The sequence below is a fragment of the Pigmentiphaga sp. YJ18 genome (assembly GCF_038066655.1).
Taxonomy (GTDB): Bacteria; Pseudomonadota; Gammaproteobacteria; order Burkholderiales; family Burkholderiaceae_B; genus Pigmentiphaga.
Genome location: NZ_JBBUKU010000003.1, coordinates 497,382 through 522,420, shown reverse-complemented (window position 1 = coordinate 522,420; position 25,039 = coordinate 497,382). Strand labels below are relative to the sequence as shown.

Sequence of the window (25,039 nt, the reverse complement as noted above, 5' to 3'; positions counted from 1 at the left end):
ATCTTCACGGTCTTGGCCCGGGCGGCGTGCCAAGCAGGAAATCGAAATCGCAGCCGCCGTCGGCCTGCAGCACGTGCTGCTGGTAGAGGCGGGCATAGCCGCGTTCGGCCCGCGGCGGCGCGGCTGGCGATTCGGCGCGCCGCCGCGCCAGTTCGGCCTCGGGCACCAGCAGGTCGATGCGGCGGTCCCTGACGCTCAGGCGTATGCGGTCGCCGTCGCGGATCAATCCGATGGGGCCGCCCGCGGCGGCTTCGGGCGCGACGTGAAGCACGATGGTGCCGTAGGCGGTCCCGCTCATGCGGGCGTCCGAGATGCGGACCATGTCCTTGACGCCGCGCGCCGCCAGTTTCTTCGGGATGGGCAGGTAGCCGGCCTCGGGCATGCCGCTGCCACTGGTGGGGCCGGCGTTCTGCAGCACCAGGAAGTCGTCGGCCTCTACGTCCAGGTCGGGATCGTCGATGCGGCGCGACAAGTCCTCCAGCGATGCGAAGACGACCGCCCGGCCTTCCCGTTCGAACAGCGTCTTGTCGGCGGCCGAGCGTTTCAGGATGGCGCCGCGCGGCGCCAGCGAGCCGAACAGCGCCACCAGTCCGCCCATCGGTTCGACCGGATCGCTGGCGCGCTTGACGACGGTATGGTCCACCCAGGCGCCGCGCTCGGCCTCCAGGCGCTCGCCCAGCGTCTCGCCGGTGACGGTCAGGGCGTCCAGGTGCAGGGTGGACGCCAGTTCCCGCAGCACGGCGGACAGGCCGCCGGCGGCGTAGAAGTCCTCCATGTAGTGGTCGCCGGTGGGTTTCAGGTTGACCAGCACCGGCGTGGTGTCGGACCACGCGTTCAGTTTCTCCAGCGACACGGGGATGCCCAGCCGGCCGGCGATGGCCGTCAGGTGGATGATCGCGTTGGTCGAGCCGCCCAGCGCGAGCAACACGCGCACCGCGTTCTCCACCGACTTGGGCGTGATGACCTGGCTTGGCCGTATCGGCTGGTGGATGAGACGGACGGCCAGCGCGCCGCTGGCTTCGGCGGCGCGCAGCCGGTCCGCGTGCACGGCGGGAATGGCGGCGGTGCCCGGCAGCGACATGCCCAGCGCCTCGGCGATGCAGGCCATGGTGCTGGCGGTGCCCATGACCGCGCAGGTGCCGGCGGTGGTGGCCAGCCGGCCTTCGACCTGACCGATTTCCTGGCCGGCGATGTCGCCCGCCCGGTAGCGGGCCCAGAAGCGACGGCAGTCGGTGCAGGCGCCCAGCTTCTCGCCCTTGTGGCGGCCGGTCATCATGGGACCGGTCACCAGTTGCACCGCGGGCACGTCGGCCGCCGCCGCGCCCATCAACTGGGCGGGCACGGTCTTGTCGCAGCCGCCGATCAGCACCACCGAGTCCATGGGCTGGGCGCGCACCATCTCTTCCACGTCCATGCTCATCAGGTTGCGGAACATCAGCGAGGTCGGGCTCAGGAACACCTCTCCCAGCGAAATGGTGGGAAAGTCGATCGGCAGGCCGCCCGCCGCGAGCACGCCGCGCTTGACCGCCTCCACCAGCTCGGGCATGCCGCGATGGCAGTTGTTGAAGCCCGAGCCGCTCGAGGCGATGCCCACCACCGGCCGCCTGAGCATCTCGGTGGAGTAGCCCATCGACTTGGCGAAGGACCGGCGCAGGTACATGGCGAAGCCGAAGTCGCCGTAGTTGGTCAGGCCGCGCGCCAGTCCGTGTTCCTGTTGTTCTTCCATGTCTTGGTCCTGTCGGGGGGGGCGCGGCGGTCAGAGGCGCGCGCGGATCAACTTGGGTTGCAGGTAGTCGTGGATGCCCAGCGAGCCGCCTTCCCGGCCCATGCCGCTTTCCTTGATGCCACCGAAGGGCGCTTCGGCGCAGGCCAGCAGCACTTCGTTGATGCCGACCATGCCGCACTCCAGCGCCTCGGCCGCGCGCGTGGCGGTACCGAGCGCGTTGGAGAACACATAGCCGGCCAGTCCGAAGGGCAGGGCGTTGGCGCGCGCGATCGCGTCCTCGAAGCGCGAGAAGGGCGTCAGCGGCGCCACGGGCACGAAGGGTTCCTCGTTCATGATAGCCGCGTCGGCCGGGACGTCGGCCAGCACCGTGGGTTCGAAGAAGTAGCCGCGCGGCAGGGCGGCGGGCCGCTTGCCGCCCGCCAGCAGGCGTGCGCCGCGGGCCAGCGCGTCGTCCACCAGCGATTGGGCGTGCGCCAGGCCGCGCGCGTTGGCCAGCGGCCCCATGTCGCTGTCGGCGGCCGATCCGGGCCTGAGCGACCGCGCCACGTCGGCGAAGGCGTCGCAGAAGGCAGGATAGATGGCCTCGTGCACGAAGAAGCGCGACGGCGAGATGCAGACCTGGCCGCAATTGCGGAACTTGGCTCGGGCCAGCGCCGTGGCGGCGGCGACCGGATCGGCGTCCTCGAACACCAGCGCCGGCGCATGGCCGCCCAGTTCCATCGAGACCTTCTTGATGCCGGCGGCGGCGTAGCCCAGCAGGCGGCGTCCCACGTCGACCGAACCCGTCAGCGACACCTTGCGCACCAGCGGCGATTCGATCAGGTGCTTAGAGATCGATCCCGAGTCCCCCGTGACGAGGTTGATCGCGCCGCGCGCCACGCCCGCATCGTGGCAGGCCTGCACCAGGGCCATACACGAGCCTGGCGCCTCGCTGGCTGGCTTGATCACCACCGAGCAGCCGGCGGCCAGCGCGGCGGCCAGCTTGCGCGCAGGCAGCAGCGCGGGGAAATTCCAGGCCGAGAAAGCCGCCACCACGCCAACGGGGTCAAAGCGGACCGTCATCCTGACGTCCGGCGTGCGCCCCTCGATGGTCTGGCCGTAGATGCGCTTGGTCTCCTCGGCGTACCACTCGAACTGGTCGGCCGCCGCCTGGGTCTCGCCCCGGGCCTCGGCCAGCGGTTTGCCGGTTTCCCGGGCCATCAGCCGGGCGATGGCTTCCTCGCGCGCGCGGATCAGGTCCGCCGCGCGCCGCAGGGCCGCGCTGCGGGCCCAGGGCGATTCCTGGCGCCACCGCGCCAGCCCCTCCCGCGCGCTCGCCAGCGCGGCGTCGAGGTCGGCGGGCGTCGCGACAGGCACGAAGCCGATGATCTCCTCCGTGGCGGGGTCGAACACCTCGCGCGCGGCCAGGTCGCGCGCCGCCAGCCACTCGCCGTCGATGTAGAGGCCGTATTCCTGGTAAAGGCCGAATTGTTCGCGCTTCACGTCTGTTCCTCAGATGTCCATGGATAGATAGCGCTGTTGCACTTGCTCGCACCAGTTGCCGACGTTCCACGAACCGTAGGCCCCCAGCCCGCCGCGTTCGTCGCTGCCGGCATAGACCGGCACGTGCACGACCGACAGCCCCGGATGGGCATGCGCCTCGCGCAGCGCCTGCTGCAGGCTCCTGGCGGTATGGCCGCCCCAGACGGCCTTGACGCCGCGCACGGCCAGGGCCATCGCCACGTAGTCCACCGCCACGCCGTCGTTGGTGCGGAAGTCGACGCCGTACTGCGCGTGCTGCAGGCTGGAGATCGCCGCCATCCGCCGGTTGTCGAAGATCACGATCATGCCGTTGGCGCCGTGCTCGACCGCGCTGATCAGCGCTTGCGGATTCATCATGAACGAGCCGTCGCCGGTGAACGCGACGGCATAGCGCGGCCGGGCCGCCAGGCCCGAGGCCACCACGGCGCAGGTGGCGAAGCCCATGTACGAGGCGCCCGACTCCGTGTAGGTCCGGAAGGGCGTGTCGTCCTCGACCGTCTGGAAGCCATTGGCCTGCACGTCGCCGGCGTCGAACAGCTTGACGGCGTCGATGTCGCCGGCGAAGTCGGCGACGATCTTGATCGCCTCGGGCTGGGTCAGCACGATGCCGTTCCAGACCTCGTCGTGAAGCCCACCCAGGTTTTGCCGCGACGCCAGGAAATCCTTCCAGGCGCGCTTGGCGGCGGCGCATTCGTCCAGCCAGCCCTGCCGGCCGAGCGAGGTGTCGCGCACGACCACCAGCGCCGACAGCAACTGGTCCAGCACGGCGCCGATGTCGCCATGCAGCCCCAGCGTGCGGTTGTAGTGCGCCACGTCGTCCAGGTCGCCGTTGATGTTGATCACGTCGCGCGCACGGGGATAGCCGGTGCCCGAGCAGTCCGACTGGCACACCGCGCGCGAGCCGATCACCACCAGCAGCTCGGCGCGTTCCATCGCATGGTTGCCGCTGATCGAGCCTTTCGATCCGCCCACGTGCATGTTCTGCGGATGGGCATCGGGCAGCACGCCGGTCGAGCCGGGAGACAGCACGGCGACCGCGCCGGTGGCCTCCACCAGCCGGCGCACCGCCGCCGCATGGGCCCGCGCGCCGCCGCCCGCCTTGACGACGATGCGGTCGTACTTGCGCAGCAGCACCGCGGCTTCCTCGATCGCCTCGGGGTCGGCCACCGCCTGCCGCGCCACCCGCAGGCGCTCGGGCAGGGCCGCCAGGTTGAGCTGCTCGATGCGCCGCGGCTGGGTGTTCACCGGCAGCAGGAGGTAGAAGGGGCCCGGTTTGAAGGGATGATGGACGCGCCGCGTGCCGCGCCGCAGCGCATCGCGCAGCGCCTCGGGCGTGTGCAGCACGTAGGAGTCCCCCATCAGGGCCGTCATCTGCCCATAGACATGCTGGACGGGACGGGGCACCTGCTGCATGTTGTAGCCTTCGCCGTGGGTCGTCTCGTCGCCGTAGATGTGATAGAGCCCGACGCCGTTCGAGGCGGCCGCCAGCGAGCCCGCCATGGCCTGCAGCGCGCCGGGGCCGATGGAGGTCACGACCGCGCAGGTCTCGCCGTGGATCCAGGCTAGCGCGGTGCCGGCATGGGCCATCTCGACCTCGTTGCGGAAGTTGAAGACCCGCGTCACGCCGGCCTCGGTGTAGACGCGCAGGACCTCGCCCAGGTCGGTGGAGCCGTGGCCGAAGATCGCCAGGTACTTGCATACGCCCTGCCGCAGCAGCCCCAGCACCAGGGCTTCCGACAGCGAGACCGAGACGCGCCGGCTCAAGAGGCCTTGTTCGAGCGCCTCCTGCAGGCCGCCGGCGCGGGCGATGGCGGCCGCGCGGGCCTGCATGCCCGCGGCGTTCGGCAACTCGGTCCTGGGCAGATCCACCGTTTGATTCATGTCGTGCTCCCGTGCGGCCGCCGCCAGGCGGCCAGTGTTCAGAACTTCGCCTGCGGCTCCGGCGTCTTGCGCAGGCCCACGTCGGTCATCAGCTTGGCCAGCAGCACGTCCTCGGTGGCGATGGTGTGGCCGAAATCCGGCGCCGACTGGAAGGCCGGCACGAAGCCCAGCTTTTCCCCCTGGGTCTTGAACTCGGCGCTTTCCACGGCCTTGCGCACGGCCGCTTCCAGCCGCGCCACCACGGGGGCCGGCGTACCCTTGGGCACCGCGATGCCGCGCCACATGTCGGCCTGGAAGTCGAAGCCCTGTTCCCGCGCGGTCGGGACGTGGGGGAAGGCCGGCTCCCGGTTGGAGCCCATCACGCCCAGGACCTTCAGCGTGCCGGCCTTCACGTGCGCGGTCAGCGCGCCCGGAAGCTGAACCAGCGCGTCGATGTGGCCGCCGATCAGGCTGGTGACCACCTGGGATGCGCCGAAGGCGACATGGGTCACTTCGGCCCGCGTCTCGTGGAAGAAGGCCACCGCGGAGGTATGGGTGTGGCTGCCGAAGCCGGAGTTGCCGAGCCGGATTTCGCCGGGCCGCTTCTTCGCGTCCGCGACCAGATCGCGCAGCGAGTTCCACGGCGCGTCGGCCTTCACCGCCACCACGGGCAGTTCGACCGAGACCCGGGCCACGGGATCGAAGGCCTTGTAGTCGAACGGCACCAGTCCCTGGTAGTAGGCGGTGGAAATGGAGTTGGAGTTGAAGACGATCGAGTAGCCGTCGGGCTTGCGGGCCTGCACGTACTTGTAGCCGATGGCGCTGCCGGCGCCGGGGCGGTTCATGACCGTGACGGGCTGGCCGAGTTGGCGCGACATGCCGTCGGCCAGGACACGGGCGACCACGTCGGCGGACGAGCCGGCGGGAAAGGGTACGGTCATCTCGACGGGCTTGTCCGGAAACTCGTCGGCCGTGGCGGATGCCGCGTGGGCGATGGCCAGGGTCGACATACCGATGGCGCACAGCCATCCCTTCGCTGTCTGCCTGCGAACGTTCATGGTCGTCTCCTACCTCTGTTTGACCGCCGGGACCGTCCGCGTCGTTGGCGTGTAGCGGCTAGGGGCGGTAAGTCGGGAAATGAGTCATGCCACCTTGCGTTGCTCCCTGGGTTGCACGGCCCGCTTCAGACGCAGGGCCTCCAGTACGCGCTCGGGCGTGGCGGGAAGGTGCGTCATGCGTACTCCCACTGCATCGTGGATCGCGTTCACGATCGCCGGCGCGGTCGGGGTCAGGCATGGTTCGCCGATGCCCTTGACGCCCAGGGGCGTCTTGGGGTCGGGTTCGTCGATCAGCACCGACGTGACATGGGGCACGTCCAGCGTGGTCGGCAGGATGTACTTGGCCAGTCCGGGCGTGGTGGTGTGGCCGGCGGCCTGGCTGTAGGCCTCCATCAGCGCGTGGCCCACGCCCATGACCACGCCGCCCTCGATCTGGCCCTCGACCTGCTGAGGGTTGATTACCCGCCCCACGTCATGGGCCGCCCAGACGCCCAGCACCTGCACCTCGCCGGTGTCGGTGTCCACCTCGACCTCGGCGATCTGCGTGCCGAACACATAGCTCTGCCATGGCGTCGCGGCGCCGGTTTCTGGGTCGAGCGCGGTGTGCGCCGAGGTGAACAGCCCGCTGCCCACGATGACGATGCCGCGATCCTTCTTCAGGACGTGCACCGCATGTTCCATGCTCATGCGCTGGCTGGGCGAGCCCGCGACCCACACTTCGCCGGCGCGGGCGCGGATGGACGCGGGGCTGACCTGCCAGAGGTCGGCCATGGCCGCGGCGAACTTGCCGAAGGCCTCGCGGCAGGCCAGCGCCACCGCGTTGCCTATCATGTAGGTCATGCGCGTGGCGCCGGCGTGGGCGGCCTCGGGCACGCGCGCCGTGTCGTTGTCGGCCAGCACCACGTCCTCCGGGCGCACGCCGGTTTCCTCGGCGGCGATCTGGCACAGCCCGGTCAGCACGCCTTCGCCGATCTCGGTCACGCCGGTGGCCACCTTCAGCGTCCCGCCGTCGTCGATCTCGACCCAGACGGCGGCCCGATCCATGGCGGCGGTGCGGGCGATGCCGTACCAGCCGCAAGCCATTCCCCGGCCTCGTTTCTTCATGTCGTCTCCTTGTCGGTGGCCATCGTGCCCAGGCCCAGCGTGCAGGGCGCGCGGGTGCCCGGGCCGCCCAGGTCGATGCGCGCGGGCTCGCCCCGGGCTTCCCGGTGCGGCACGCCCGGATCCCAGCGCGCGGCCGCCAGCGCGGCGTCCAGGCAGGCGGTGGCCGCCACGCGGTCCAGCGGCTGCCGGGTATGGGTGGTCGCGCCGTCCTGCATGAGGTTGAGGCGCCGCAATTGCGCCGGGTCCATGCCCAGCCGTTCCGCGCACAGGTCCAGGTGGGACTCGGTGGCGAACTCGGACTGGAACGCACCGAAGGCCCGGAACGCGCCGCTGGGGGTGTTGTTGGTATAGACGCCGATGGCATCGACCCACACGTTGGGAATGGCGTAGGGGCCGGGCCCCAGGATGGCGGACTTGTTCATGACGCCCGGCGTCGACATGGCGTAGGCGCCGCCGTCCGACACCATGATCATCCGGGTGGCGACGATGAGCCCGCCGCGCCTCAGGCCCATGGTGTAGTCGATGCTGAACGGATGCCGCTTGGCGCTGGCCGCGATGCTTTCCTCGCGGGTGAACACGTATCGCACCGGCCGGCGCGTGCGGATGGCGGCCAGCGCCAGCATGCCCTGGTACAGCATGTCCTCCTTGCCGCCGAAGCCGCCGCCCACGGTACTCATGATCATGCGCACCTTGTTGATGGGCCGGCCCAGGATCCTGGCCAGCATGTGGCGGTGGTGGGTGATGTTCTGGCTGGGCGACATCACGGTCACGCAGCCGTCGGGCTCCAGGTAGGCCAGCCCCGCCTCGGGCTCCAGGTAGGCGTGTTCCAGGGCCGAGGTGCGGTAGGTTTCCTGGACGACGAGGTCGGCCTCGCCCAGTCCCGCCTCGACATCCCCCTTGCGTATGCGCGTGTGCTTGCAGATATTGCCGGGCGCGAAGTCGTGCAGTTGCGGGGCGCCTTCCTTCATGGCCTCGAAAGGATCGAACACGCCCGGCAGGAGGTCGTAGGTCACGCGGATCCGCTTCACGGCCTCGCGCGCGATGTCCGCGGTCTCGGCCACCACGGCGGCGATCCCCTCGCCCACGTAGCGGACCATGCCGCGCGCCATGATGGGCTGGTCCTCGATGAAGACGCCGAAGTTGTCGACCCCGGGCACGTCGTCGCAGGTCAGCACGCATTCCACGCCCGGCATGGCGCGCGCCTCGCCCACGTCCAGCCGCTGGATGCGGGCGTGGGGGTGCGGGCTGCGCAGCACCTGCATGTGCAGCATGTTGGGCATCCACAGGTCGGCCGCGTACTTGATGGCGCCCGTGACCTTGGCCGGCGCGTCCAGCCGGCGGGTGCGCGAGCCGATGAAGCTGTCGGTGGCGGCTTCTTCCAGGTCTGTTTCCGGGCGCGTGCCGTTCAGCACGTCGCGGGCCATGGCCACGGCGTCCAGGATCTTCTGGTAGCCGGTGCAGCGGCAGATGTTGCCGCCCAGCCCTTCCTTGATCTCGTCCAGGCTGGCCCGCGGCCGCTTGCGCAGGGTGGACGTGGCGGCCATCACCATGCCGGGGATGCAGTAGCCGCACTGGCTGGCGCCACATTTGTGGAAGGCGCGCTGGATCACGGTCATGCCCTGGTCCGCGTCCAGGTCGTCCACGGTTTCCACGGTCCTGCCGTGGATCTTCTGCACGGGGGCGAGGCAGCTCTTGATCAGCGTGCCGTCGACGAACATCGAACACGTGCCGCATTCGCCCGCGCCGCAGCCTTCCTTGTTGCCCGTCAGCTTCAGTTCCTCGCGGACGAAGTCGATCACCCGGTAGTGGATGGGGACGGTACGCGCCACCTTGCGTCCGTTGACGGTCGCGACGATGTGCGTCGTGGGCGGATGGGCGGCATCGAAACCCGATGGGTCAGGCATGGACGATCTCCTGGGGCAGACGCTGTACCGCCAGCCCGCATTGTTCGAGCGCGGCGACCAGGCCGCGTTCGACGAAATTCACCAGGACTTCGCGGCGGTACTCCTGGCGGCTGCGCGAACGCACCCTGTCGGCGGCCAGCACGGCGGCCTCGCGTATCGCCGCGGGTGTCGGACGCTGGCCCCGCAGGGCGGCCTCGGCGTCGCCCAGCCGCTCGGGCACCGGGCCTACCGCGCCGATCGCGATGCGCACGTCGGCCAGCGTCCCGCCGGCCGGGGCGAGCCGGGCCAGCACCGCCAGACACACGGTGGATATCACCAGCGAGCGGCGATGCCCGACCTTCTCGAAGGCGCCGCCATGGCCGGGCACGGCATCGCAGTCGATGCGCACCAGGATCTCGTTCGCGCCGAGCCGCGTCCGGCCCGGTCCGGTAATGAAATCCGCCAGCGGCATTGCCCGCTCCCGGATGCCGGCGCCGTCGCGGCGGGCAAGCACCACCTGGGCATTCATGGCCAGCAGCGCCGGCAGCGTGTCACCGGCAGGCGACGCATTGACCAGATTGCCGCCCAGGGTGGCCTGTTCGCGGATCTGATCGTCGGCGAACCAGACCGCGCACCGAGCCAGCAGGCCCGCGTCGCGCAGCAGCAGGGGATGCCGTTCGCACGCCGCGATGGACGTGGCGGCGCCGATGCGCAGCACGCCGCCGTCGGCCGTGACGTCGGTCAGGGCCGGGATCGCACCGACATCGACCAGCGCCGGCAGATGGACGTCGCCGGCGCGGCCCTCGCGCGCCCACGGCAGCAGGTCGGTGGCGCCGGCCACCAGGCGCGCCCCGGGCGAGGCGTCCAGGGCGTCGAAGGCCTCGTCCAGGGTCGCCGCCGTCACGTAGCGATCGAAGGTCAGCATCGCCCGCTCCGTCAGGCCGCCTGCTGGTTCATCTTCACCACGACCTTGATGGCGTCGTCGATGCGCTCGCGCGCATAGCGCAGGGCCGTCGGCACTTCCTCCAGCGGGAAGGTGTGGGTGTGGATGATCTTGGCGTTGAAGCGCTTCTGCGCCATCAGGGAGGCAGCGCGATGGGTGGCGCTGCGGCCCTCGCCGCGGATGCCGAACAGATAAATGTTGTTGCGGACCAGGGCGGCCACGTCGATGGCAACCGGCTCGGCTGGGAAAGCGGCCAGGCAGATCCGGCCGCCGCGCTTGAGCATGGCCGACGCGTCGTTGATGGCGTTGGGCGCGCCCGAGCATTCCAGCACGTAGTGCGCGCCGCCATTCGTGTATTCCTTGACCTTCGCCACCGCGTCCTCGTTGCGCACGTTGATGACATGGTCGGCGCCCAACTGGCGGCCGATCTCCAGGCGGTTGTCGCGGGTACCGGTCAGTATCACTTCCCCGGCCCCCAGCGCCTTGGCCACCGCCACACCCAGGAGGCCGATGGGGCCGGGGCCCATGACGACCACGGATTGCCCCGCCACCAGGCCGGCGGTCACGTCCAGGCCGTACATGGCGGTGCCCGCCGTGACGATCAGGGTGGCTTCCTCGTCGCTCATGTCGTTCGGCACGTGGGCCAGCGTATTGACGTTGTTGATGGCGTACTGGGCGAAACCGCCGTCGGTGGTGAAACCGTTGGCGCGGTGCCCCTTGTCCACGTCGCCGTAGTTCTGCCCGTAGTTCAGGCAGGCTGTGTACATGCCCTCGCGGCACCGTTCGCAGCGGCCGCAGCCGGCGTGGACCTCGACCGCCACGCGGTCGCCCAGTCTGAACTCGTCCACGCCGGGGCCCAGCTTGACGATGGTGCCCATGTATTCGTGGCCGGGCGTGAAATTCTTGTTGAACGGCAGGCCGCCCTGGATGAGCGCGGGCGGACCGCGATGAATGATCTCCAGGTCGGTGGCGCACACGGCGATCGCGTCGATCCGGACCAGCACCTCGGCCGGGCCGGGCTGGGGCACGGGCTTGTCCACGAAGGACAGTTGCTCGGGGTCGTCCAGGACCCAGGCCTTCATGGTCTGCGGGATCGTGTAGGTGTTCTTGAACGCGGTTTCGGTAACGGTGTTCATCCGTGAGTCTCCTCTGCGGCGTGTGGGGATGGGCGGACTGTATAGGCGTGCCGCGGCCGCGAACAAGGGTCGCCGGACCCATCTCGCGGATCTGTTCAAGACTTTCCTGGTTTTGTCCAAGCCCTGGCCCGGATGTGACGATTCTTAACGGCGGACGTCTTTTTTCGCCGTCTCGCCGCCGTTACCATGGCAGTGGCAGGCGGCCGGTGCGCGGCCGTGCCCCACAAGGAGGAAGGTGCGATGAAACGCCACATTGCGGCAATGCTGTTCCTGGGAACGTCCACGCTCTGCGCGCCGGCCCTGGCCGACCTGTCGATTCCGATGACCACCGTGGACGCCCAGGGCAAGGGGCAGGACATCGGCAAGGTCACGGTGAAGGAAACGCCCTATGGCTTGGTGTTCACGCCGGCGCTGAGCGGCCTCGCGCCGGGCCTGCACGGCTTCCACGTCCACCAGAATCCCAGTTGCGATCCCGGCCAGCAGGACGGCAAGCCGGTGGCCGCGCTGGCTGCGGGCGGCCACTACGATCCCAAGAAGACGGGCAAGCATGGCGAGCCCTGGGACGACGGTGGCCACCTGGGCGACCTGCCCGCCCTGTACGTGGACGCTGGCGGCAAGGCGAACTACCCGGTGCTGGCGCCCAAGCTCAAGAAACTGTCCGAGGTGCAGGGCCACGCGCTGATGGTGCACCAGGGCGGCGACAACCATGCGGACCACCCCATGCCGCTGGGCGGCGGCGGCGCCAGGATGGCTTGCGGTGTGATCTGACGGTGGCTCGCCCCCGTCAGATCCAGTCCAGCTTGGCGGACAGGGCCGAGATCAGCGCGGTGCCGGCCGTCTCGGTGCGCAGGATGCGGTCGCCGAAGCGGACGGCGCGTACGCCGTGGCGGGTGGCCAGGGCGTATTCCTCGGGCGACCAGCCGCCTTCGGGGCCGACCAGCAGTTCCAGGTCGGCCGGCGCGGCGGGCAGGTCGCCCAGCCACTGGGTAAGCCGGATCTCGGCGTCGGGGTCGCAGAACACCCGCTGGCTGCCGTCGGGCACGGGGCGCGACAGCCATTGCTCGGGCGTCAGCGGCGCGGACACGATGGGGACGCGGTTGCGGCCGCACTGTTCGCAGGCGGCAATCGCTACCCGCTGCCAGTGCTGCACCCGCTTCTCCAGGCGCTCGCCCGACAGCTTGAGGATGCTGCGGGCGGCCGCCAGGGGCTGGATGGCGTGGGCGCCCACTTCCACCGCCTTTTCCACCACCCAGTCCATCTTGTCGCCCGACGGGATGGCCTGGGCCAGCACGATGCGGCCCGGCAGCTCGGCCTCCCGCGGATCGTGGGTGCCCAATTGGGCCGCAGCCGCCCGGCCGTCCACTTCCAGCCGCGCGGGGTACTGGCCGCCTCGGCCGTCGAACAGGACGATTTCCTCGCCGTCGCGCAGGCGTAGCACGCGCAGGGCATGATGGGCGATGGGCGCGGGCAGATCGAGCCGGGCGCCGGATTGCAGGGGAAGGTCGACGTGGAAGCGGGGCAAGGGCATGGATGGGAGAGCGATGTAACTTTTGACAAGCATCCTGGCCCTCGAAAGGGCGGGGGACTTGTACGAATGTTAAACTCGAAAGCTTTGTAGCAGCGGGTTTTCCCGCCGGAACGAGTGTCTTCATGAGCAATCAAGCCGCCTCTCAACTCAATATGGCGGATGCCATCCGTGCACTGTCCATGGATGCCGTCCAGAAGGCCAACTCCGGCCACCCCGGGGCGCCCATGGGCATGGCGGAAATCGCCCTCGCGCTCTGGCATGGACACCTGCGCCACAATCCGGCGAATCCCGCCTGGGCCGACCGCGACCGCTTCGTGCTGTCCAACGGCCACGGCTCGATGCTGATCTATTCGCTGCTGCACCTCACGGGCTACGACCTGCCCATCGAGGAACTGCGCAATTTCCGCCAGATGCATTCCAAGACCCCGGGCCACCCCGAGGTCGGCATCACCCCGGGGGTCGAGACCACCACCGGTCCGCTGGGGCAGGGCGTGTCCAACGCCGTGGGCATGGCGCTGGCCGAGGCGCTGCTGGCGGCCGAGTTCAACCGTCCGGGCCTGCCCATCGTCGACCACTTCACCTATGCCTTCGTCGGCGACGGCTGCCTGATGGAAGGCATCTCGCATGAAGTCGCCTCGCTGGCCGGCACGCTCAAGCTGTCCAAGCTGGTCGTGCTGTACGACTCGAACGGCATTTCCATCGACGGCGAGATCAAGTACTGGTTCGCCGACGACACCGCCAAGCGTTTCGAGGCCTACGGCTGGAACGTGATCCGCAACGTCGACGGCCATGACGCCAAGGCCATCGAGGCCGCCATCGCCCAGGCCAAGTCGCAGGCCGGCAAGCACGGCGGCCCGACGCTGATCGAATGCCGTACCGTCATCGGCAAGGGCGCACCCACCATGGCCGGTACCGACAAGGTCCACGGCTCGCCGCTGGGCGACAAGGAAATCGCCGCCACACGCGAAGCCATCGGCTGGCCCTATGCGCCCTTCGAGATCCCGGCCGAAGTCTATGCGTTCTGGGACGGCAAGGCCAAGGGCGCGCAGACGGAAGGCGCCTGGAACGAGTTGTTCGCCCAATACGCCGTCCAGTTCCCCGAGCAGGCCGCCGAATTCGAGCGCCGCATGCGCGGCGACCTGCCGGCCGAGTTCGCCGAGAAATTCGCCCAGTTCCTGGCCGAGACCAACCAGAAGCAGGAAACCGTCGCCACCCGCAAGGCCTCGCAGTTCGCCATCACGGCGCTGGCCGGCATGCTGCCCGAGCTGCTGGGCGGGTCGGCCGACCTGACCGGTTCCAACTACACCGACTGGAAGGGCGTGGCGCCGGTGCGCGCCGGCAAGGACGGCATCGAGTTCGGCCGCCACATCAACTACGGCGTGCGCGAGTTCGGCATGGCCGCCATCATGAACGGCATCGCGCTGCATGGCGGCTACCTGCCGTTCGGCGGCACCTTCCTGACCTTCTCCGATTATTCCCGCAATGCCCTGCGCATGGCGGCGTTGATGAAGCAGCGCGTGGTGCACGTCTTCACGCACGACTCCATCGGCCTGGGCGAGGACGGCCCCACCCACCAGTCCGTCGAGCACGCGGCCAGCCTGCGCCTGATCCCCAACCTGGCGGTCTGGCGTCCCTGCGACACCACCGAGACCGCGGTGGCCTGGGGCGCGGCCGTCGAGCGTCCGGCCAGCATCGGCATGGATGTGCATGCCGGCGGCCCGTCGGCGCTGCTGCTGTCCCGCCAGAACCTGCCTTTCGTCGAGCGCGACCAGGCCACCATCGCGAACATCTCGCGCGGCGGCTACGTGCTGCGCGACGCGCTCAACCCGCGCGCCGTGATCATCGCCACCGGCTCGGAAGTCGCGCTGGCGCTGGCCGCGCAAGAAGCGTTGGCCAAGGACGAGATCTTCGTGCGCGTGGTGTCCATGCCGTGCACGCAGGTCTTCGACAAGCAGGACGACGCCTGGCGCCAGCACGTGCTGCCGCGCAGCCTGCCGCGGGTGGCGGTCGAGGCCGGGGTCACCGATTACTGGCGCAAGTATGTAGGCCTGGACGGCGAGGTCGTGGGGATCGACACCTACGGCGAATCCGCGCCGGCCGGCGTGTTGTTCAAGCATTTCGGATTCACCGCCGAACGGGTCGTCGAGGCCGTCCGGAAGCTGGTGGGCTGAGCGGGGCAGTCGTCCACCAACGTCACAGATTCTTCTCATCAAAGCAAAGGAAACACCATGACCATCCGTGTCGCGATCAATGGCTATGGCCGCATCGGCCGCAACGTCCTGCGTGCCCACTATGAAGGTGGCAAGAAGCACGACATCGAAATCGTCGCCATCAACGACCTGGGCGACCCCAAGACCAATGCTCACCTGACCCGTTACGACACGGCCCATGGCAAGTTCCCGGGCACCGTCGCGGTCGAGGGCGACTACATGGTCGTCAACGGCGACAAGATCCGCGTGCTGGCCAACCGCAACCCGGCCGAGCTGCCCTGGGGCGAGCTGGGCGTGGACGTGGTGCTCGAATGCACCGGCTTCTTCACCAGCAAGGAGAAGGCCGGCGCCCACCTGAAGGGCGGCGCCAAGAAGGTCGTGATCTCGGCCCCCGGCGGCAAGGACGTCGACGCCACCATCGTCTACGGCGTGAACCAGGACGTGCTGAAGGCGGAACACACCGTCATCTCGAACGCCTCGTGCACCACCAACTGCCTGGCCCCGCTGGTCAAGCCGCTGCATGACAAGCTGGGCATCGTCTCGGGCCTGATGACCACCGTGCACGCCTATACCAACGACCAGGTGCTGACCGACGTCTATCACGAGGACCTGCGCCGCGCCCGCTCGGCCACCCAGAACATGATCCCGACCAAGACCGGCGCCGCCGCCGCGGTCGGCCTGGTGATGCCCGAGCTGAACGGCAAGCTGGACGGCTACGCCATCCGCGTCCCGACCATCAACGTGTCGGTGGTCGACCTGACCTTCGTGGCCAAGCGCGACACTACCGTCGAGGAAGTCAACGCCATCCTGAAGGAAGCGTCGGAAGGTTCGCTCAAGGGCATCCTGAACTACAACACCGAGCCGCTGGTGTCGTCCGACTTCAACCACGATCCCGCCTCCAGCACCTTCGATGCCACGCTGACCAAGGTCACGGGCAACCTGGTCAAGGTCTCGTCGTGGTACGACAACGAGTGGGGCTTCAGCAACCGCATGCTGGACACCACCGTGGCGCTGATGTCGGCCAAGTAAGCATGAGCAAGGTCATCACGCTGGCCGATCTGGCGGCCAAGGGAAAACTGGACGGCAAGCGGGTGTTCATCCGCGCCGATCTGAACGTGCCGCAGGACGACCAGGGCAACATCACCGAGGACACGCGCATCCGTGCCTCGGTGCCGGGCATCCGCCTGGCGCTGGACGGCGGCGCCGCCGTCATGGTGACGTCGCACCTGGGCCGTCCCACGGAAGGCACCCTGACGCCCGCCGATTCGCTGGCGGTGGTGGCCAAGCGCCTGTCCGAGCTGCTGGACAAGCCCGTGCGGCTCGTGGCGGACTGGGTCGACGGCGTGTCCGTCGCGCCCGGTGAAGTCGTGCTGCTCGAGAACTGCCGCGTCAACAAGGGCGAGAAAAAGGACGACGACGCGCTGGCGCGCAAGATGGCCGCGCTGTGCGACGTCTACGTCAACGATGCCTTCGGCACCGCGCACCGCGCGGAAGCCACCACGCACGGCATCGCCCGCTACGCTCCGGTGGCCTGCGCCGGCCCGCTGCTGGCGGCCGAGCTGGATGCCCTGGGCCGCGCGCTCAGCGCGCCCAAGCGGCCGCTGGTGGCCATCGTGGCCGGTTCCAAGGTCTCGACCAAGCTGACCATCCTCAAGAGCCTGGCCGACAAGGTCGACCAGCTCATCGTGGGCGGCGGCATCGCCAACACCTTCATGCTGGCCAAGGGCCTGCCCATCGGCAAGTCGCTGGCCGAGCCCGACCTGCTGAACGAGGCCAGGGCCATCATCGAGGTCATGGAAAAGCGCGGCGCGGCCGTGCCCATCCCGACCGACGTGGTGTGCGCCAAGACCTTCGCCGCCGACGCGCCGGCCGAGACCAAGTCCGCCGATGCCGTTGCGGCCGACGACCTGATCCTGGACATCGGCCCCGTCACGTCCGAACGCCTGGCGCAATTGCTCAAGGCGGCCGGCACCATCGTCTGGAACGGCCCGGTGGGCGTGTTCGAGTTCGACGCCTTCTCGCATGGCACCGAAACGCTGGCCCGCGCCATTGCGGCCTCGCCTGCGTTCTCGATCGCCGGCGGCGGCGACACGCTGGCCGCGATCGCCAAATACGGCATCGCGGACCAGGTTGGCTACATCTCGACCGGTGGCGGTGCCTTCCTCGAGTTCCTGGAAGGCAAGGCCCTGCCCGCGGTCGCCATCTTGGAGGAGCGCGCCGCTCAAGGCGCCTGACCCTGTGGACGCACCTTCCGCTCGTGCCACGAAGATCGTGGCTACACTCGGGCCGGCTTCCAGCTCGGCCGACACGCTGGCGCGGATGATCCGCGCCGGAGTCGATGTAGTACGGCTCAATTTCTCGCACGGCACGGCGGAAGACCACGCGGCGCGCGCCGCCCTGGTCCGCGCGGCCGCGTCGGCCTGTGACCGCGAAGTCGCGATCATGGCCGACCTGCAGGGGCCCAAGATACGCGTCGGCAAGTTCGCCGACGGCAAGGTCCAGCTCGAGCCGGGCCAGCCCTTCGTGCTCGACGCCGCCTGCGAACTGGGCGACCAGGGCAAGGTGGGCCTGGATTATCCCGACCTGCCGCGCGACGTGCGGGCCGGCGACATCCTGCTCCTGAACGACGGCCTGATCCGCCTGCTGGTGATCCGCGTCGCCGGTACCGAGATCCATACCGAGGTGCTGGTCGGCGGCGAGCTGTCGAACAACAAGGGCATCAACCGCCAGGGCGGCGGCCTGACCGCGCCCGCGCTGACCGGCAAGGACATGGAAGACCTCCGGTCCGCGGTGCAGATGGGCGTGGACTACATCGCCATCAGCTTCCCCAAGAACCGCACCGACATGGAAATGGCGCGCCAGCTGGTGGCCATCGCCGGCGCGCCCACCGGTGTCCGGCCCCAGCTCATCGCCAAGATCGAGCGGGCGGAGGCCATCGCCGTGCTGGAAGAAATCATCGATGCCTCGGACGGCATCATGGTGGCGCGCGGCGACCTGGCGGTGGAAGTGGGCGCCGCCGCCGTGCCGGCGCTGCAGAAACGCATGATCCGGCTGGCGCGTTCGCGCAACCGTACCGTCATCACGGCCACGCAGATGATGGAATCCATGATCGTCAACGCCATGCCCACGCGCGCCGAGGTCTCGGACGTGGCCAACGCCGTGCTGGACGGTTCGGACGCGGTGATGCTGTCGGCCGAAACCGCGGTCGGGCGCTATCCGGTGGAAACCGTCGAGGCCATGGCCTCGATCTGCCTGGAAGCCGAGAAGTCGCAGCATTTCGAGCTGGACAAGGATTTCCTGGACCAGACCTTCCACCGGGTGGACCAGTCCATCGCCTATGCGGCGCTGTTCACGGCGCACCACATGCGCTGCAAGGCCATCTGCGCGCTGACGCATTCCGGCGCGACCACGCTGTGGATGAGCCGGCACGATAGTGCAACACCCATTTACGCCCTGACCCCGCGCGTGGCGACGCAGCGTAAGGTAGCGCTGTATCGCAACGTGCGGACGCTGCAACTGGAAGATTCCGGCGATCGCGACGCGTCGCTGCTGGCGGCCGAGAAGCTGCTGGTGGAGAAGGGCGTGGCGGGGCCGGGCGACCTGATCGTCTTCACCGTGGGCGAGCCGATGGGCTCGCCGGGCGGAACCAATACTCTAAAAATCGTGAGGGTAGGCCAGCAAGGCTGAACCCCCCAACCATTTCTTATCCAGGAGTTCACAATGGCACTCGTTTCCATGCGTCAACTGCTCGACCATGCGGCTGAAAACGGTTACGGCATCCCGGCGTTCAACGTCAACAACCTGGAACAGGTCCAGGCCATCATGGAAGCCGCCGACGAGACCAACAGCCCGGTCATCATGCAGGCCTCGGCCGGCGCCCGCAAATATGCCGGCGAAGGTTTCCTGAAGGCCCTGATCGCCGCGGCGGTCGAGTCCTATCCCCACATCCCCGTCGTCATGCACCAGGACCACGGCCAGTCGCCCGACGTCTGCAAGGGCGCCATCGCCATGGGCTTCTCCAGCGTGATGATGGACGGCTCGCTGATGGCCGACGGCAAGACCATCGCCGACTACGACTACAACGTCGACGTCACCACCCAGGTCGTGAAGATGGCCCACGTGCAGGGCATCTCGGTCGAAGGCGAACTGGGCTGCCTGGGCTCGCTCGAGACCATGAAGGGCGACAAGGAAGACGGCCACGGCGCCGAAGGCACCATGACCCGCGAACAGCTGCTGACCGATCCCGAGCAGGCCGCCGACTTCGCCAAGCGCACCCAGATCGACGCGCTGGCCATCGCCATCGGCACCAGCCACGGCGCCTACAAGTTCTCGCGCAAGCCCAGCGGCGACATCCTGGCCATCGAGCGTATCAAGGAAATCCACCGCCGCCTGCCGACCACCCACCTGGTGATGCACGGCAGCTCCAGCGTGCCGCAGGACCTGCTGGCCGAGATCCGCGAATTCGGCGGCGACATGAAGGAAACCTACGGCGTGCCGGTCGAGGAAATCCAGGAAGCCATCAAGCACGGCGTGCGCAAGATCAACATCGACACCGACATCCGCCTGGCGATGACCGGCGCGATCCGCCGCTTCCTGGCCGAGAACCCCTCGAAGTTCGACCCGCGCGAATACCTCAAGCCCGCGCGCGCCGCCGCCAAGAAGATCTGCGTCGAACGCTACAACCAGTTCGGCACCGCCGGTAACGCCAGCAAGATCAAGGCCGTTGCGCTGTCGCAGATCGCCGCCGACTACGCCTCGGGCAAATTGGCCCAAATCGTCAAGTAAGCCCTCAACCGTCGAAGCAGGCCGCATCATGTCCGCACCGCTCTATCAGTCCACCATCCGTTCCCTGCCGCTGCTGGCGCGCGGCAAAGTGCGCGACATGTATGCTGTCGGCGACGACAAGCTCCTGATCGTCACCACCGACCGCCTGTCCGCCTTCGACGTCATCCTGGACGATCCGATCCCGGGCAAGGGCGAGGTGCTGAACTCGCTCACCAATTTCTGGCTGGGCCGGCTCGGCAACATCATTCCCAACCACCTGACCGGCGTCGATTCCGAGAGCGTCGTCGCCGCCGACGAACGCGACCAGGTCGCGGGCCGCGCGGTGGTGGTCAAGCGGCTCAAGCCGGTGCTGGTGGAAGCGGTGGTGCGCGGCTACCTGATCGGCTCGGGCTGGAAGGACTACCAGGACACCGGCAGCGTGTGCGGCATCAAGCTGCCGGAAGGGCTGGTGCAGGCGCAGCAGCTGCCCGCGCCCATCTTCACGCCGGCGGCCAAGGCCGAACTGGGTTCGCACGACGAGAACGTCAGCTTCGAGCACGTGGTCAAGGAAGTCGGCCCGCAACTAGCCGAGCAGATCCGCGAAGTCTCGCTGCGCATCTACCAGCTGGCGTCCGAGTATGCCGCCCAGCGCGGCATCATCATCGCCGACACCAAGTTCGAATACGGCCTGGACGAGAACGGCGTGCTGCACCTGATGGACGAGGTGCTGACTCCCGATTCGTCGCGCTTCTGGCCGGCCGATTCCTACGTGCCGGGCAGCAGCCCGCCGTCGTTCGACAAGCAGTTCGTGCGCGACTGGCTGGAAACCCAGCCCTGGGACAAGACCGCTCCCGCGCCGCGGCTGCCGCAGAACGTGCTGGAGCGCACGTCGGACAAATACCGCGAGGCGCGGGTCCGACTGGTCGGGGTTTGATCGCCGGCTTGCGCAAGGCAGGGTGACGGCGGGCAGGATGGAAACATCCTGCCCGCCGTTTTTCTTTTGGATGTCATGGCATAGAATATTTGCATGACCGCTGCCCTTGCCTTCGATACCTTGCAGTATTCCAAGCGCCTGCAGCAGGCAGGCGTGGCGGCGCCCTTGGCGGATGCGCAAGCCGAGGCGCTGGCGCAGGTGTTGACGACCGGTATGGACGCCTTGGCCACGCGGGCGGATCTCGAACGAATCACGCTGGCCACACGCGCCGATCTCGAGCGGGTCACCCTGGGCATGCGCGTAGAACTCGAACGAGTGGAAACCGGTCTCAAGGGCGATATCCGGGCCTTGGAAAACCGGTTGGTCAGCTCAGAAGGCCAACTGAGGTCCGAGCTCCGTTTGCTCGAACAGCGCATGACCATCAAGCTCGGCTCGCTGCTGGTGGTGGCAGTGGGTGTCATGACTGCCCTGAACAAGCTGCTCTGAATCAGATCAGCGCGATCTCCAGCCTGACCGCATCCCCCCGGTATATCCCTTCCCCCACGTAGATCAGCTTGCCCGACGTGTCGATGGCGCGCCGCACGACGTGCGCCACCGGTGCGTTCAGCGGCAGTTCCAGCAGCGCTGCCATCTCGCGGTCGGCGCTGCCCAGGGTCATGATCTGATTGGCCCGCGCGATGCGCTTGCCGGCAACCTCGTGCAGGATGGGCAGGGTGGCCTCGTGCCGGAACCGTTCAGGCGGTCCTTGCCTGAACAACTCGCTGTCCAGGATGAAGCGGGCCGCCAGATAGGGGTGGCCGTCGCGCGCGTGCACCCTGCGCATCATCGTGTAATGGTCGGCCGGTTCGCCTTCGCCGGCGGCGAAGGCGGGGAGTTCGTCCAGGTCCCGCTGTTCCAGGACCTCGATGTCCGCGCCCTCGTGGGCCGAGATCAGCGAGGCCCAGTCGATGGCCAGCCGGTGCGCGCTGCGTTCCTTGGGCGTTCGGCGAACGAAACTGCCCTTGGCGCGGAAGCGCTCGATCAGCCCTTCGTCCTCCAGCACGCCCAGCGCCTCGCGTATGGTGCCGCGCGCCACCTCGAAGTCCACGGCCAGGTCCGCCACGTTCGGGATGCGGCCGCCCACCGGCCAGTCGCCGGTAATGATCTTGTTGCGGAACAGCGATGCCAGTTGCAGATAGCGCGCCATCCGGTCTAGCGTGGTGTCGGTGAATGAGGACATGGGTCGGAAGCCTGGTTCGGGAGCTGCGGTCGGCGCCGGGGCGCCGACCGCGATTATTCCATCCCCGCCATTATCCTGCGGACCGTCCATCATTCGGGCCGGATGTTCAACTCGCGCGCGAGCTTGCCGAAGGCCGCGATGTCGTGTTCCACCGTGGACCGCATTTCCTCCGGGGTGCCCCGTGCAGGCTGGAAGCCGCTGTCGGCCAGTTTCGTCCGGATGGCCGCATCGGCCAGCACCTGGCGGATGGTGCCCGACAGGCGGTCGCGGATCGGGGCGGGCGTGCCGGCCGGCAGGGCGAAGCCGAAATAGGTGTCGGGGATGGTGTTCTCGTCGCCGCCGATCTCGCTCACGGCGGGGACGTCCGGCAGCAGCGGGAAGCGGCGGCTCCCGCCCACCAGCAGCGGCCGCACGCGGCCTTCGCGGATCGCGCCCAGCGCCGGTCCGATCGTGACCAGGGCCATGTCGACCTCGCCGGCCATGGCCGCGGTCAGCGCCGGCGCGCCGCCCTTGTAGGGCACGTGGGTCAGCTGTATGCCCAGGCGGGAGCACAGCGACTCGGTGCCCAGCTGGGTCATGCTGCCGTTGCCGAAGCTGGCATAGGTCAGGCGGCCGGGCTGCTTGCGCGCGGCGGCGACGAACTCCTGGATGGTCTTGGCTGGCTGCTTGGAGCCGGCCACGAGCACATAGGGGCCCCAGACCGCGATGCCGACGTAGGAAAAGTCCTTCAGCGGATCGTAGGGCAGCTTCTTGTACAGGCTGGGATTGATGCCCAGCGCACCGCGGTCGACGAACAGCAGGGTATAGCCGTCGGGCGCGGCCTTGGCCACGGCTTCGGTGCCGATCAGGCCGTTGGCGCCGGGCCGGTTGTCGACCACCACGGGCTGGCCCAGTTTCTCCGCCAATTGCTGGGCCACCAGGCGCGCGTTGGAGTCGGCGCCGGCGCCGGCGGGGAAGGGCACGATGACACGGATCGCGCGCGTCGGGTAGGTGTCGCCCTGGCCGCGCGCGGCGCCGGCCGCGCCCAGGGCCAGGCCGGCGCTGGCGGCGATGAAGCCGCGGCGGGTGATCGAGGTGTCGCGATGGTCTTGCATGCGGTGTCTCCTTTTCTAAGTGGACGGACCTAGGCCGTCGTCCCCCGGACGGCGGCGATTTCCTGTTCCGACAGGCCGGCCTCGGCCAGGATGGCGGCGGTCTGCTCGCCCAGCGTGGGCGGAGGATGGCGGCTGGGCTGGCGCTGGCCGTCGTAGCGGATGGGCCGGCTCAGCGCCCGCACCGATCCCATCTCGGGGTGATGCAGTTCATGGAAACTGCCGGCGGCCGCGAACTCGGGATCGTCCAGGATGTCGGGCACGGTCAGGACCGGCGCGTGCGGCACGTCGGCGGCGCGCAGCGCGGCCAGCCAGTGGGCCTGCGGCTGCGTGCGGAAACGGTCCCTGAGCAACGCGGACAGCGACTCGAAGTTGGCGATGCGCGCGCCTCGGGTGGCGAAGCGTGGATCGTCCCGCAGTTCGGGCATTTCCACCGCCCGTACCAGGCCTTCCCAGAATTTCGACGGCGACGAGAGCTGCAGGCCGATGCGCGCGCCGTCGGCGCACTCGAACGCGAGGCTGTGCGAATAGGACGCGCGCGTGGTCGACCGCATGCGCGTGCCGTCGCGGGTATAGCTGGCGAAGAAGTCGGGCATGAAGGACATGGACGACTCGATCATGTTGACCTCGACCAGCCGGCCTCGCCCGGTGGCCTGCCGGGCGAACAGCGCGCCCAGGATGCCCTGGCACGCGTACATGCCCGCCAGCTGGTCCGAGATGGTGGGGCCGCGCACCTGCGGATTGGCGGGATCCAGGAAAGTGTCCAGCATGCCGCTCAAGGCCTGGCCGATGGTGTCGAAGGCGGGCTGGCCCTCGTGCCGGCTGCCGGGCAGGAAGCCGCCGATCGTGCAATAGACCAGCTGCGGCCGCCGGGCGCGCAGCGTCTCCCATCCCAGGCCCATCCTGTCCATGACGCCGGGACGGAAGTTCTCGATCAGCACGTCCGCCGTGTCCACCAGCCGCAGCAGGGCGTCGCGCCCCGCCTGGCGACCCAGGTCCAGCTTCACGCTGCGCTTGTTGCGGTTGAACGCGACGAAGTTCGGACTGTACTGGCCGTCGCGGAAGGCGCGAAAAGGGTCGCCTTCCGGCCGCTCGACCTTGATCACGTCGGCGCCCAGGTCGGCCAGCATCAGCCCGGCATAGGGGCCGGTGATGAAGTTGCCCAGCTCCAGCACCCGGATGCCTTGCAGGACGTCGCCGGAGGCGGGCGCGGACGAGGCGTTCATTGCGCGTCCCGCCGGTATTCGCCGAAACCGGGGCGATAGGTCTTGTCGTCCAGGAACTGGGTCATGGCCTGTTCGCGTCCGCCCTCGGTATCCATGAAGCGCATCTCGCGCTCCTTGGCCAACAGGTAGTCGGCGGCCTGGTCCACGCTCATGCCGCGTACCAGGCGCAGGCTTTCCTTGATGGTGCGCAGCGTCTGCGGATTCTTGCGCGCCAGCGTGGCGGCCAGTTCCTCGGTGCGCGCGCGCAGGCGGTCGAGCGGCACGGACTCGGTCACCAGCCGCATCTGCGCGGCCGTCTTGCCGTCGAAGGGATCGCCCGTCATCGCGTAGTAGACCGCGTCGCGGTAGGCCAGCCCGTCGACGATGACCTTGCCGACCAGGCCGCCGGGCAGGATGCCCCAGTTCACCTCGGACAGGCCGAACTGCGCTTCGTCCGCCGCGATGGCGAAATCGCAGGCGAACAACTGCACGAAGGCGCCGCCGTAGCAGTGCCCGTTCACCATGGCGATGGTGGGCTTGGGAAAGCTGCTGAGCAGGGTCCAGCGCCATTCGTGGTTGGCCAGCCGGGCCAGGTGCCGCTGCTTGGGCTTGTCGTCCAGGGCGCGGAAGAACAGGCCGATGTCCTGGCCGGCGCACCAGCTTTCGCCCGCGCCGGTCAGCACCAGCACGCGCACCGCCGGTTCCTCGGCCAGTTCCTTGAGCACGTCCACCATCTCGAAGTGCAGGTCCGGGCTCATCGCGTTGCGCTTGTCGGGGCGGTTCAGCGTGACCCAGCCTATGCCGTTGGCGATCTCGACTTTGACGTTCTTCAACTGATCGAATTGCATGCTTGTCTC

At 68.7% G+C, this 25,039-nt stretch carries 21 protein-coding genes; 8 read left to right on the top strand and 13 right to left on the bottom strand.

All coding sequences use genetic code 11. The features are described 5' to 3' along the window. Positions 1-4: 4 nt before the first annotated feature. From WKR98_RS22240 to WKR98_RS22205, 8 genes are all read right to left on the bottom strand, one after another. Complete coding sequence (locus WKR98_RS22240; protein WP_341434691.1) at positions 5-1,726, bottom strand: IlvD/Edd family dehydratase; 1,722 nt, start codon at positions 1,724-1,726, stop codon at positions 5-7. Between the two features lie 30 nt (positions 1,727-1,756). Then, positions 1,757-3,208: an NAD-dependent succinate-semialdehyde dehydrogenase gene (locus tag WKR98_RS22235; RefSeq protein ID WP_124690967.1), complete on the bottom strand. Its 1,452-nt coding sequence runs from the start codon at positions 3,206-3,208 to the stop codon at positions 1,757-1,759. Positions 3,209-3,217: 9 nt separating this feature from the next. Then, on the bottom strand, positions 3,218-5,128 hold the full coding sequence (locus tag WKR98_RS22230; protein WP_341434690.1) for a thiamine pyrophosphate-binding protein: 1,911 nt from the start codon (positions 5,126-5,128) through the stop codon (positions 3,218-3,220). 38 nt (positions 5,129-5,166) lie between these two features. Next, entirely contained in the window at positions 5,167-6,165 is a 999-nt protein-coding gene (locus WKR98_RS22225) for a tripartite tricarboxylate transporter substrate binding protein (RefSeq protein WP_341434689.1), read from the bottom strand. 84 nt (positions 6,166-6,249) lie between these two features. Continuing rightward, the gene (locus WKR98_RS22220; RefSeq protein ID WP_202865557.1) at positions 6,250-7,269 is read right to left on the bottom strand and encodes a xanthine dehydrogenase family protein molybdopterin-binding subunit; all 1,020 of its coding nucleotides are present in this window, start codon (positions 7,267-7,269) and stop codon (positions 6,250-6,252) included. After that, entirely contained in the window at positions 7,266-9,173 is a 1,908-nt protein-coding gene (locus WKR98_RS22215) for a molybdopterin-dependent oxidoreductase (protein WP_341434688.1), read from the bottom strand. The genes WKR98_RS22220 and WKR98_RS22215 overlap by 4 nt, the downstream gene beginning before the upstream one ends. Further along, positions 9,166-10,077: an FAD binding domain-containing protein gene (locus WKR98_RS22210; protein ID WP_341434687.1), complete on the bottom strand. Its 912-nt coding sequence runs from the start codon at positions 10,075-10,077 to the stop codon at positions 9,166-9,168. The genes WKR98_RS22215 and WKR98_RS22210 overlap by 8 nt, the downstream gene beginning before the upstream one ends. 11 nt (positions 10,078-10,088) lie before the next feature. Continuing rightward, a complete protein-coding gene (locus tag WKR98_RS22205; RefSeq protein ID WP_124690963.1) occupies positions 10,089-11,231 on the bottom strand; it encodes a zinc-dependent alcohol dehydrogenase in 1,143 nt (380 codons plus the stop codon). 240 nt (positions 11,232-11,471) lie between these two features. Here WKR98_RS22205 and sodC point away from each other — a divergent pair, with 240 nt between their 5' ends. Beyond that, entirely contained in the window at positions 11,472-11,999 is a 528-nt protein-coding gene (gene sodC, locus WKR98_RS22200) for a superoxide dismutase [Cu-Zn] SodC (RefSeq protein WP_341434686.1), read from the top strand. Positions 12,000-12,015: 16 nt separating this feature from the next. On the opposite strand, the gene WKR98_RS22195 is transcribed toward sodC, so the two are convergent. After that, the gene (locus WKR98_RS22195) at positions 12,016-12,759 is read right to left on the bottom strand and encodes a 16S rRNA (uracil(1498)-N(3))-methyltransferase (RefSeq protein ID WP_341434685.1); all 744 of its coding nucleotides are present in this window, start codon (positions 12,757-12,759) and stop codon (positions 12,016-12,018) included. A 122-nt stretch (positions 12,760-12,881) separates the two neighbouring features. On the opposite strand from WKR98_RS22195, the gene tkt reads away from it, so the two are divergent. The 7 genes from tkt (at position 12,882) to WKR98_RS22160 (ending at position 21,153) form a co-directional block, all read left to right on the top strand. Beyond that, entirely contained in the window at positions 12,882-14,930 is a 2,049-nt protein-coding gene (tkt, locus tag WKR98_RS22190; RefSeq protein WP_341434684.1) for a transketolase, read from the top strand. A gap of 57 nt (positions 14,931-14,987) precedes the next feature. After that, positions 14,988-15,998, top strand: a complete 1,011-nt coding sequence (gene gap / locus WKR98_RS22185; RefSeq protein WP_124690959.1) for a type I glyceraldehyde-3-phosphate dehydrogenase — start codon at positions 14,988-14,990, stop codon at positions 15,996-15,998. Positions 15,999-16,000: 2 nt separating this feature from the next. Then, positions 16,001-17,203: a phosphoglycerate kinase gene (locus WKR98_RS22180; protein ID WP_124690958.1), complete on the top strand. Its 1,203-nt coding sequence runs from the start codon at positions 16,001-16,003 to the stop codon at positions 17,201-17,203. After that, positions 17,118-18,656, top strand: coding sequence for a pyruvate kinase (gene pyk / locus WKR98_RS22175; RefSeq protein ID WP_341434704.1), 1,539 nt, complete (start codon positions 17,118-17,120; stop codon positions 18,654-18,656). Before WKR98_RS22180 ends, pyk begins: the two co-directional genes overlap by 86 nt. 33 nt (positions 18,657-18,689) lie before the next feature. Continuing rightward, a complete protein-coding gene (gene fba, locus WKR98_RS22170; RefSeq protein ID WP_124690956.1) occupies positions 18,690-19,754 on the top strand; it encodes a class II fructose-bisphosphate aldolase in 1,065 nt (354 codons plus the stop codon). A gap of 28 nt (positions 19,755-19,782) precedes the next feature. After that, the gene (locus WKR98_RS22165; protein WP_341434683.1) at positions 19,783-20,667 is read left to right on the top strand and encodes a phosphoribosylaminoimidazolesuccinocarboxamide synthase; all 885 of its coding nucleotides are present in this window, start codon (positions 19,783-19,785) and stop codon (positions 20,665-20,667) included. A 93-nt stretch (positions 20,668-20,760) separates the two neighbouring features. Further along, positions 20,761-21,153: a DUF1640 domain-containing protein gene (locus tag WKR98_RS22160; RefSeq protein WP_124690954.1), complete on the top strand. Its 393-nt coding sequence runs from the start codon at positions 20,761-20,763 to the stop codon at positions 21,151-21,153. A gap of 1 nt (position 21,154) precedes the next feature. Here WKR98_RS22160 and WKR98_RS22155 read toward each other — a convergent pair whose 3' ends face one another. The 4 genes from WKR98_RS22155 to WKR98_RS22140 form a co-directional block, all read right to left on the bottom strand. After that, positions 21,155-21,886 carry a GntR family transcriptional regulator gene (locus tag WKR98_RS22155; protein WP_161567910.1) on the bottom strand — a complete coding sequence of 244 codons (732 nt, stop codon included), beginning with the start codon at positions 21,884-21,886 and terminating at the stop codon, positions 21,155-21,157. Between the two features lie 89 nt (positions 21,887-21,975). Next, positions 21,976-22,980, bottom strand: a complete 1,005-nt coding sequence (locus WKR98_RS22150; RefSeq protein WP_341434682.1) for a Bug family tripartite tricarboxylate transporter substrate binding protein — start codon at positions 22,978-22,980, stop codon at positions 21,976-21,978. A 29-nt stretch (positions 22,981-23,009) separates the two neighbouring features. Continuing rightward, positions 23,010-24,203: a CaiB/BaiF CoA transferase family protein gene (locus WKR98_RS22145; protein ID WP_341434681.1), complete on the bottom strand. Its 1,194-nt coding sequence runs from the start codon at positions 24,201-24,203 to the stop codon at positions 23,010-23,012. After that, complete coding sequence (locus WKR98_RS22140) at positions 24,200-25,030, bottom strand: p-hydroxycinnamoyl CoA hydratase/lyase (RefSeq protein WP_341434680.1); 831 nt, start codon at positions 25,028-25,030, stop codon at positions 24,200-24,202. The genes WKR98_RS22145 and WKR98_RS22140 overlap by 4 nt, the downstream gene beginning before the upstream one ends. Positions 25,031-25,039: the final 9 nt, after the last annotated feature.

Bases quoted from the DNA above. Each gene is read 5' to 3' on its own strand.
- WKR98_RS22165 (WP_341434683.1), top strand. From the start codon at position 19,783: ATGTCCGCACCGCTCTATCAGTCCACCATCCGTTCCCTGCCGCTGCTG.
- WKR98_RS22160 (WP_124690954.1), top strand. From the start codon at position 20,761: ATGACCGCTGCCCTTGCCTTCGATACCTTGCAGTATTCCAAGCGCCTG.
- fba (WP_124690956.1), top strand. From the start codon at position 18,690: ATGGCACTCGTTTCCATGCGTCAACTGCTCGACCATGCGGCTGAAAAC.
- WKR98_RS22210 (WP_341434687.1), bottom strand. From the start codon at position 10,077: ATGCTGACCTTCGATCGCTACGTGACGGCGGCGACCCTGGACGAGGCC.
- WKR98_RS22220 (WP_202865557.1), bottom strand. From the start codon at position 7,269: ATGAAGAAACGAGGCCGGGGAATGGCTTGCGGCTGGTACGGCATCGCC.
- WKR98_RS22240 (WP_341434691.1), bottom strand. From the start codon at position 1,726: ATGGAAGAACAACAGGAACACGGACTGGCGCGCGGCCTGACCAACTAC.
- WKR98_RS22195 (WP_341434685.1), bottom strand. From the start codon at position 12,759: ATGCCCTTGCCCCGCTTCCACGTCGACCTTCCCCTGCAATCCGGCGCC.
- gap (WP_124690959.1), top strand. From the start codon at position 14,988: ATGACCATCCGTGTCGCGATCAATGGCTATGGCCGCATCGGCCGCAAC.
- sodC (WP_341434686.1), top strand. From the start codon at position 11,472: ATGAAACGCCACATTGCGGCAATGCTGTTCCTGGGAACGTCCACGCTC.
- WKR98_RS22180 (WP_124690958.1), top strand. From the start codon at position 16,001: ATGAGCAAGGTCATCACGCTGGCCGATCTGGCGGCCAAGGGAAAACTG.
- tkt (WP_341434684.1), top strand. From the start codon at position 12,882: ATGAGCAATCAAGCCGCCTCTCAACTCAATATGGCGGATGCCATCCGT.
- WKR98_RS22225 (WP_341434689.1), bottom strand. From the start codon at position 6,165: ATGAACGTTCGCAGGCAGACAGCGAAGGGATGGCTGTGCGCCATCGGT.
- WKR98_RS22205 (WP_124690963.1), bottom strand. From the start codon at position 11,231: ATGAACACCGTTACCGAAACCGCGTTCAAGAACACCTACACGATCCCG.
- WKR98_RS22145 (WP_341434681.1), bottom strand. From the start codon at position 24,203: ATGAACGCCTCGTCCGCGCCCGCCTCCGGCGACGTCCTGCAAGGCATC.
- WKR98_RS22230 (WP_341434690.1), bottom strand. From the start codon at position 5,128: ATGAATCAAACGGTGGATCTGCCCAGGACCGAGTTGCCGAACGCCGCG.
- WKR98_RS22215 (WP_341434688.1), bottom strand. From the start codon at position 9,173: ATGCCTGACCCATCGGGTTTCGATGCCGCCCATCCGCCCACGACGCAC.
- WKR98_RS22155 (WP_161567910.1), bottom strand. From the start codon at position 21,886: ATGTCCTCATTCACCGACACCACGCTAGACCGGATGGCGCGCTATCTG.
- WKR98_RS22150 (WP_341434682.1), bottom strand. From the start codon at position 22,980: ATGCAAGACCATCGCGACACCTCGATCACCCGCCGCGGCTTCATCGCC.
- WKR98_RS22140 (WP_341434680.1), bottom strand. From the start codon at position 25,030: ATGCAATTCGATCAGTTGAAGAACGTCAAAGTCGAGATCGCCAACGGC.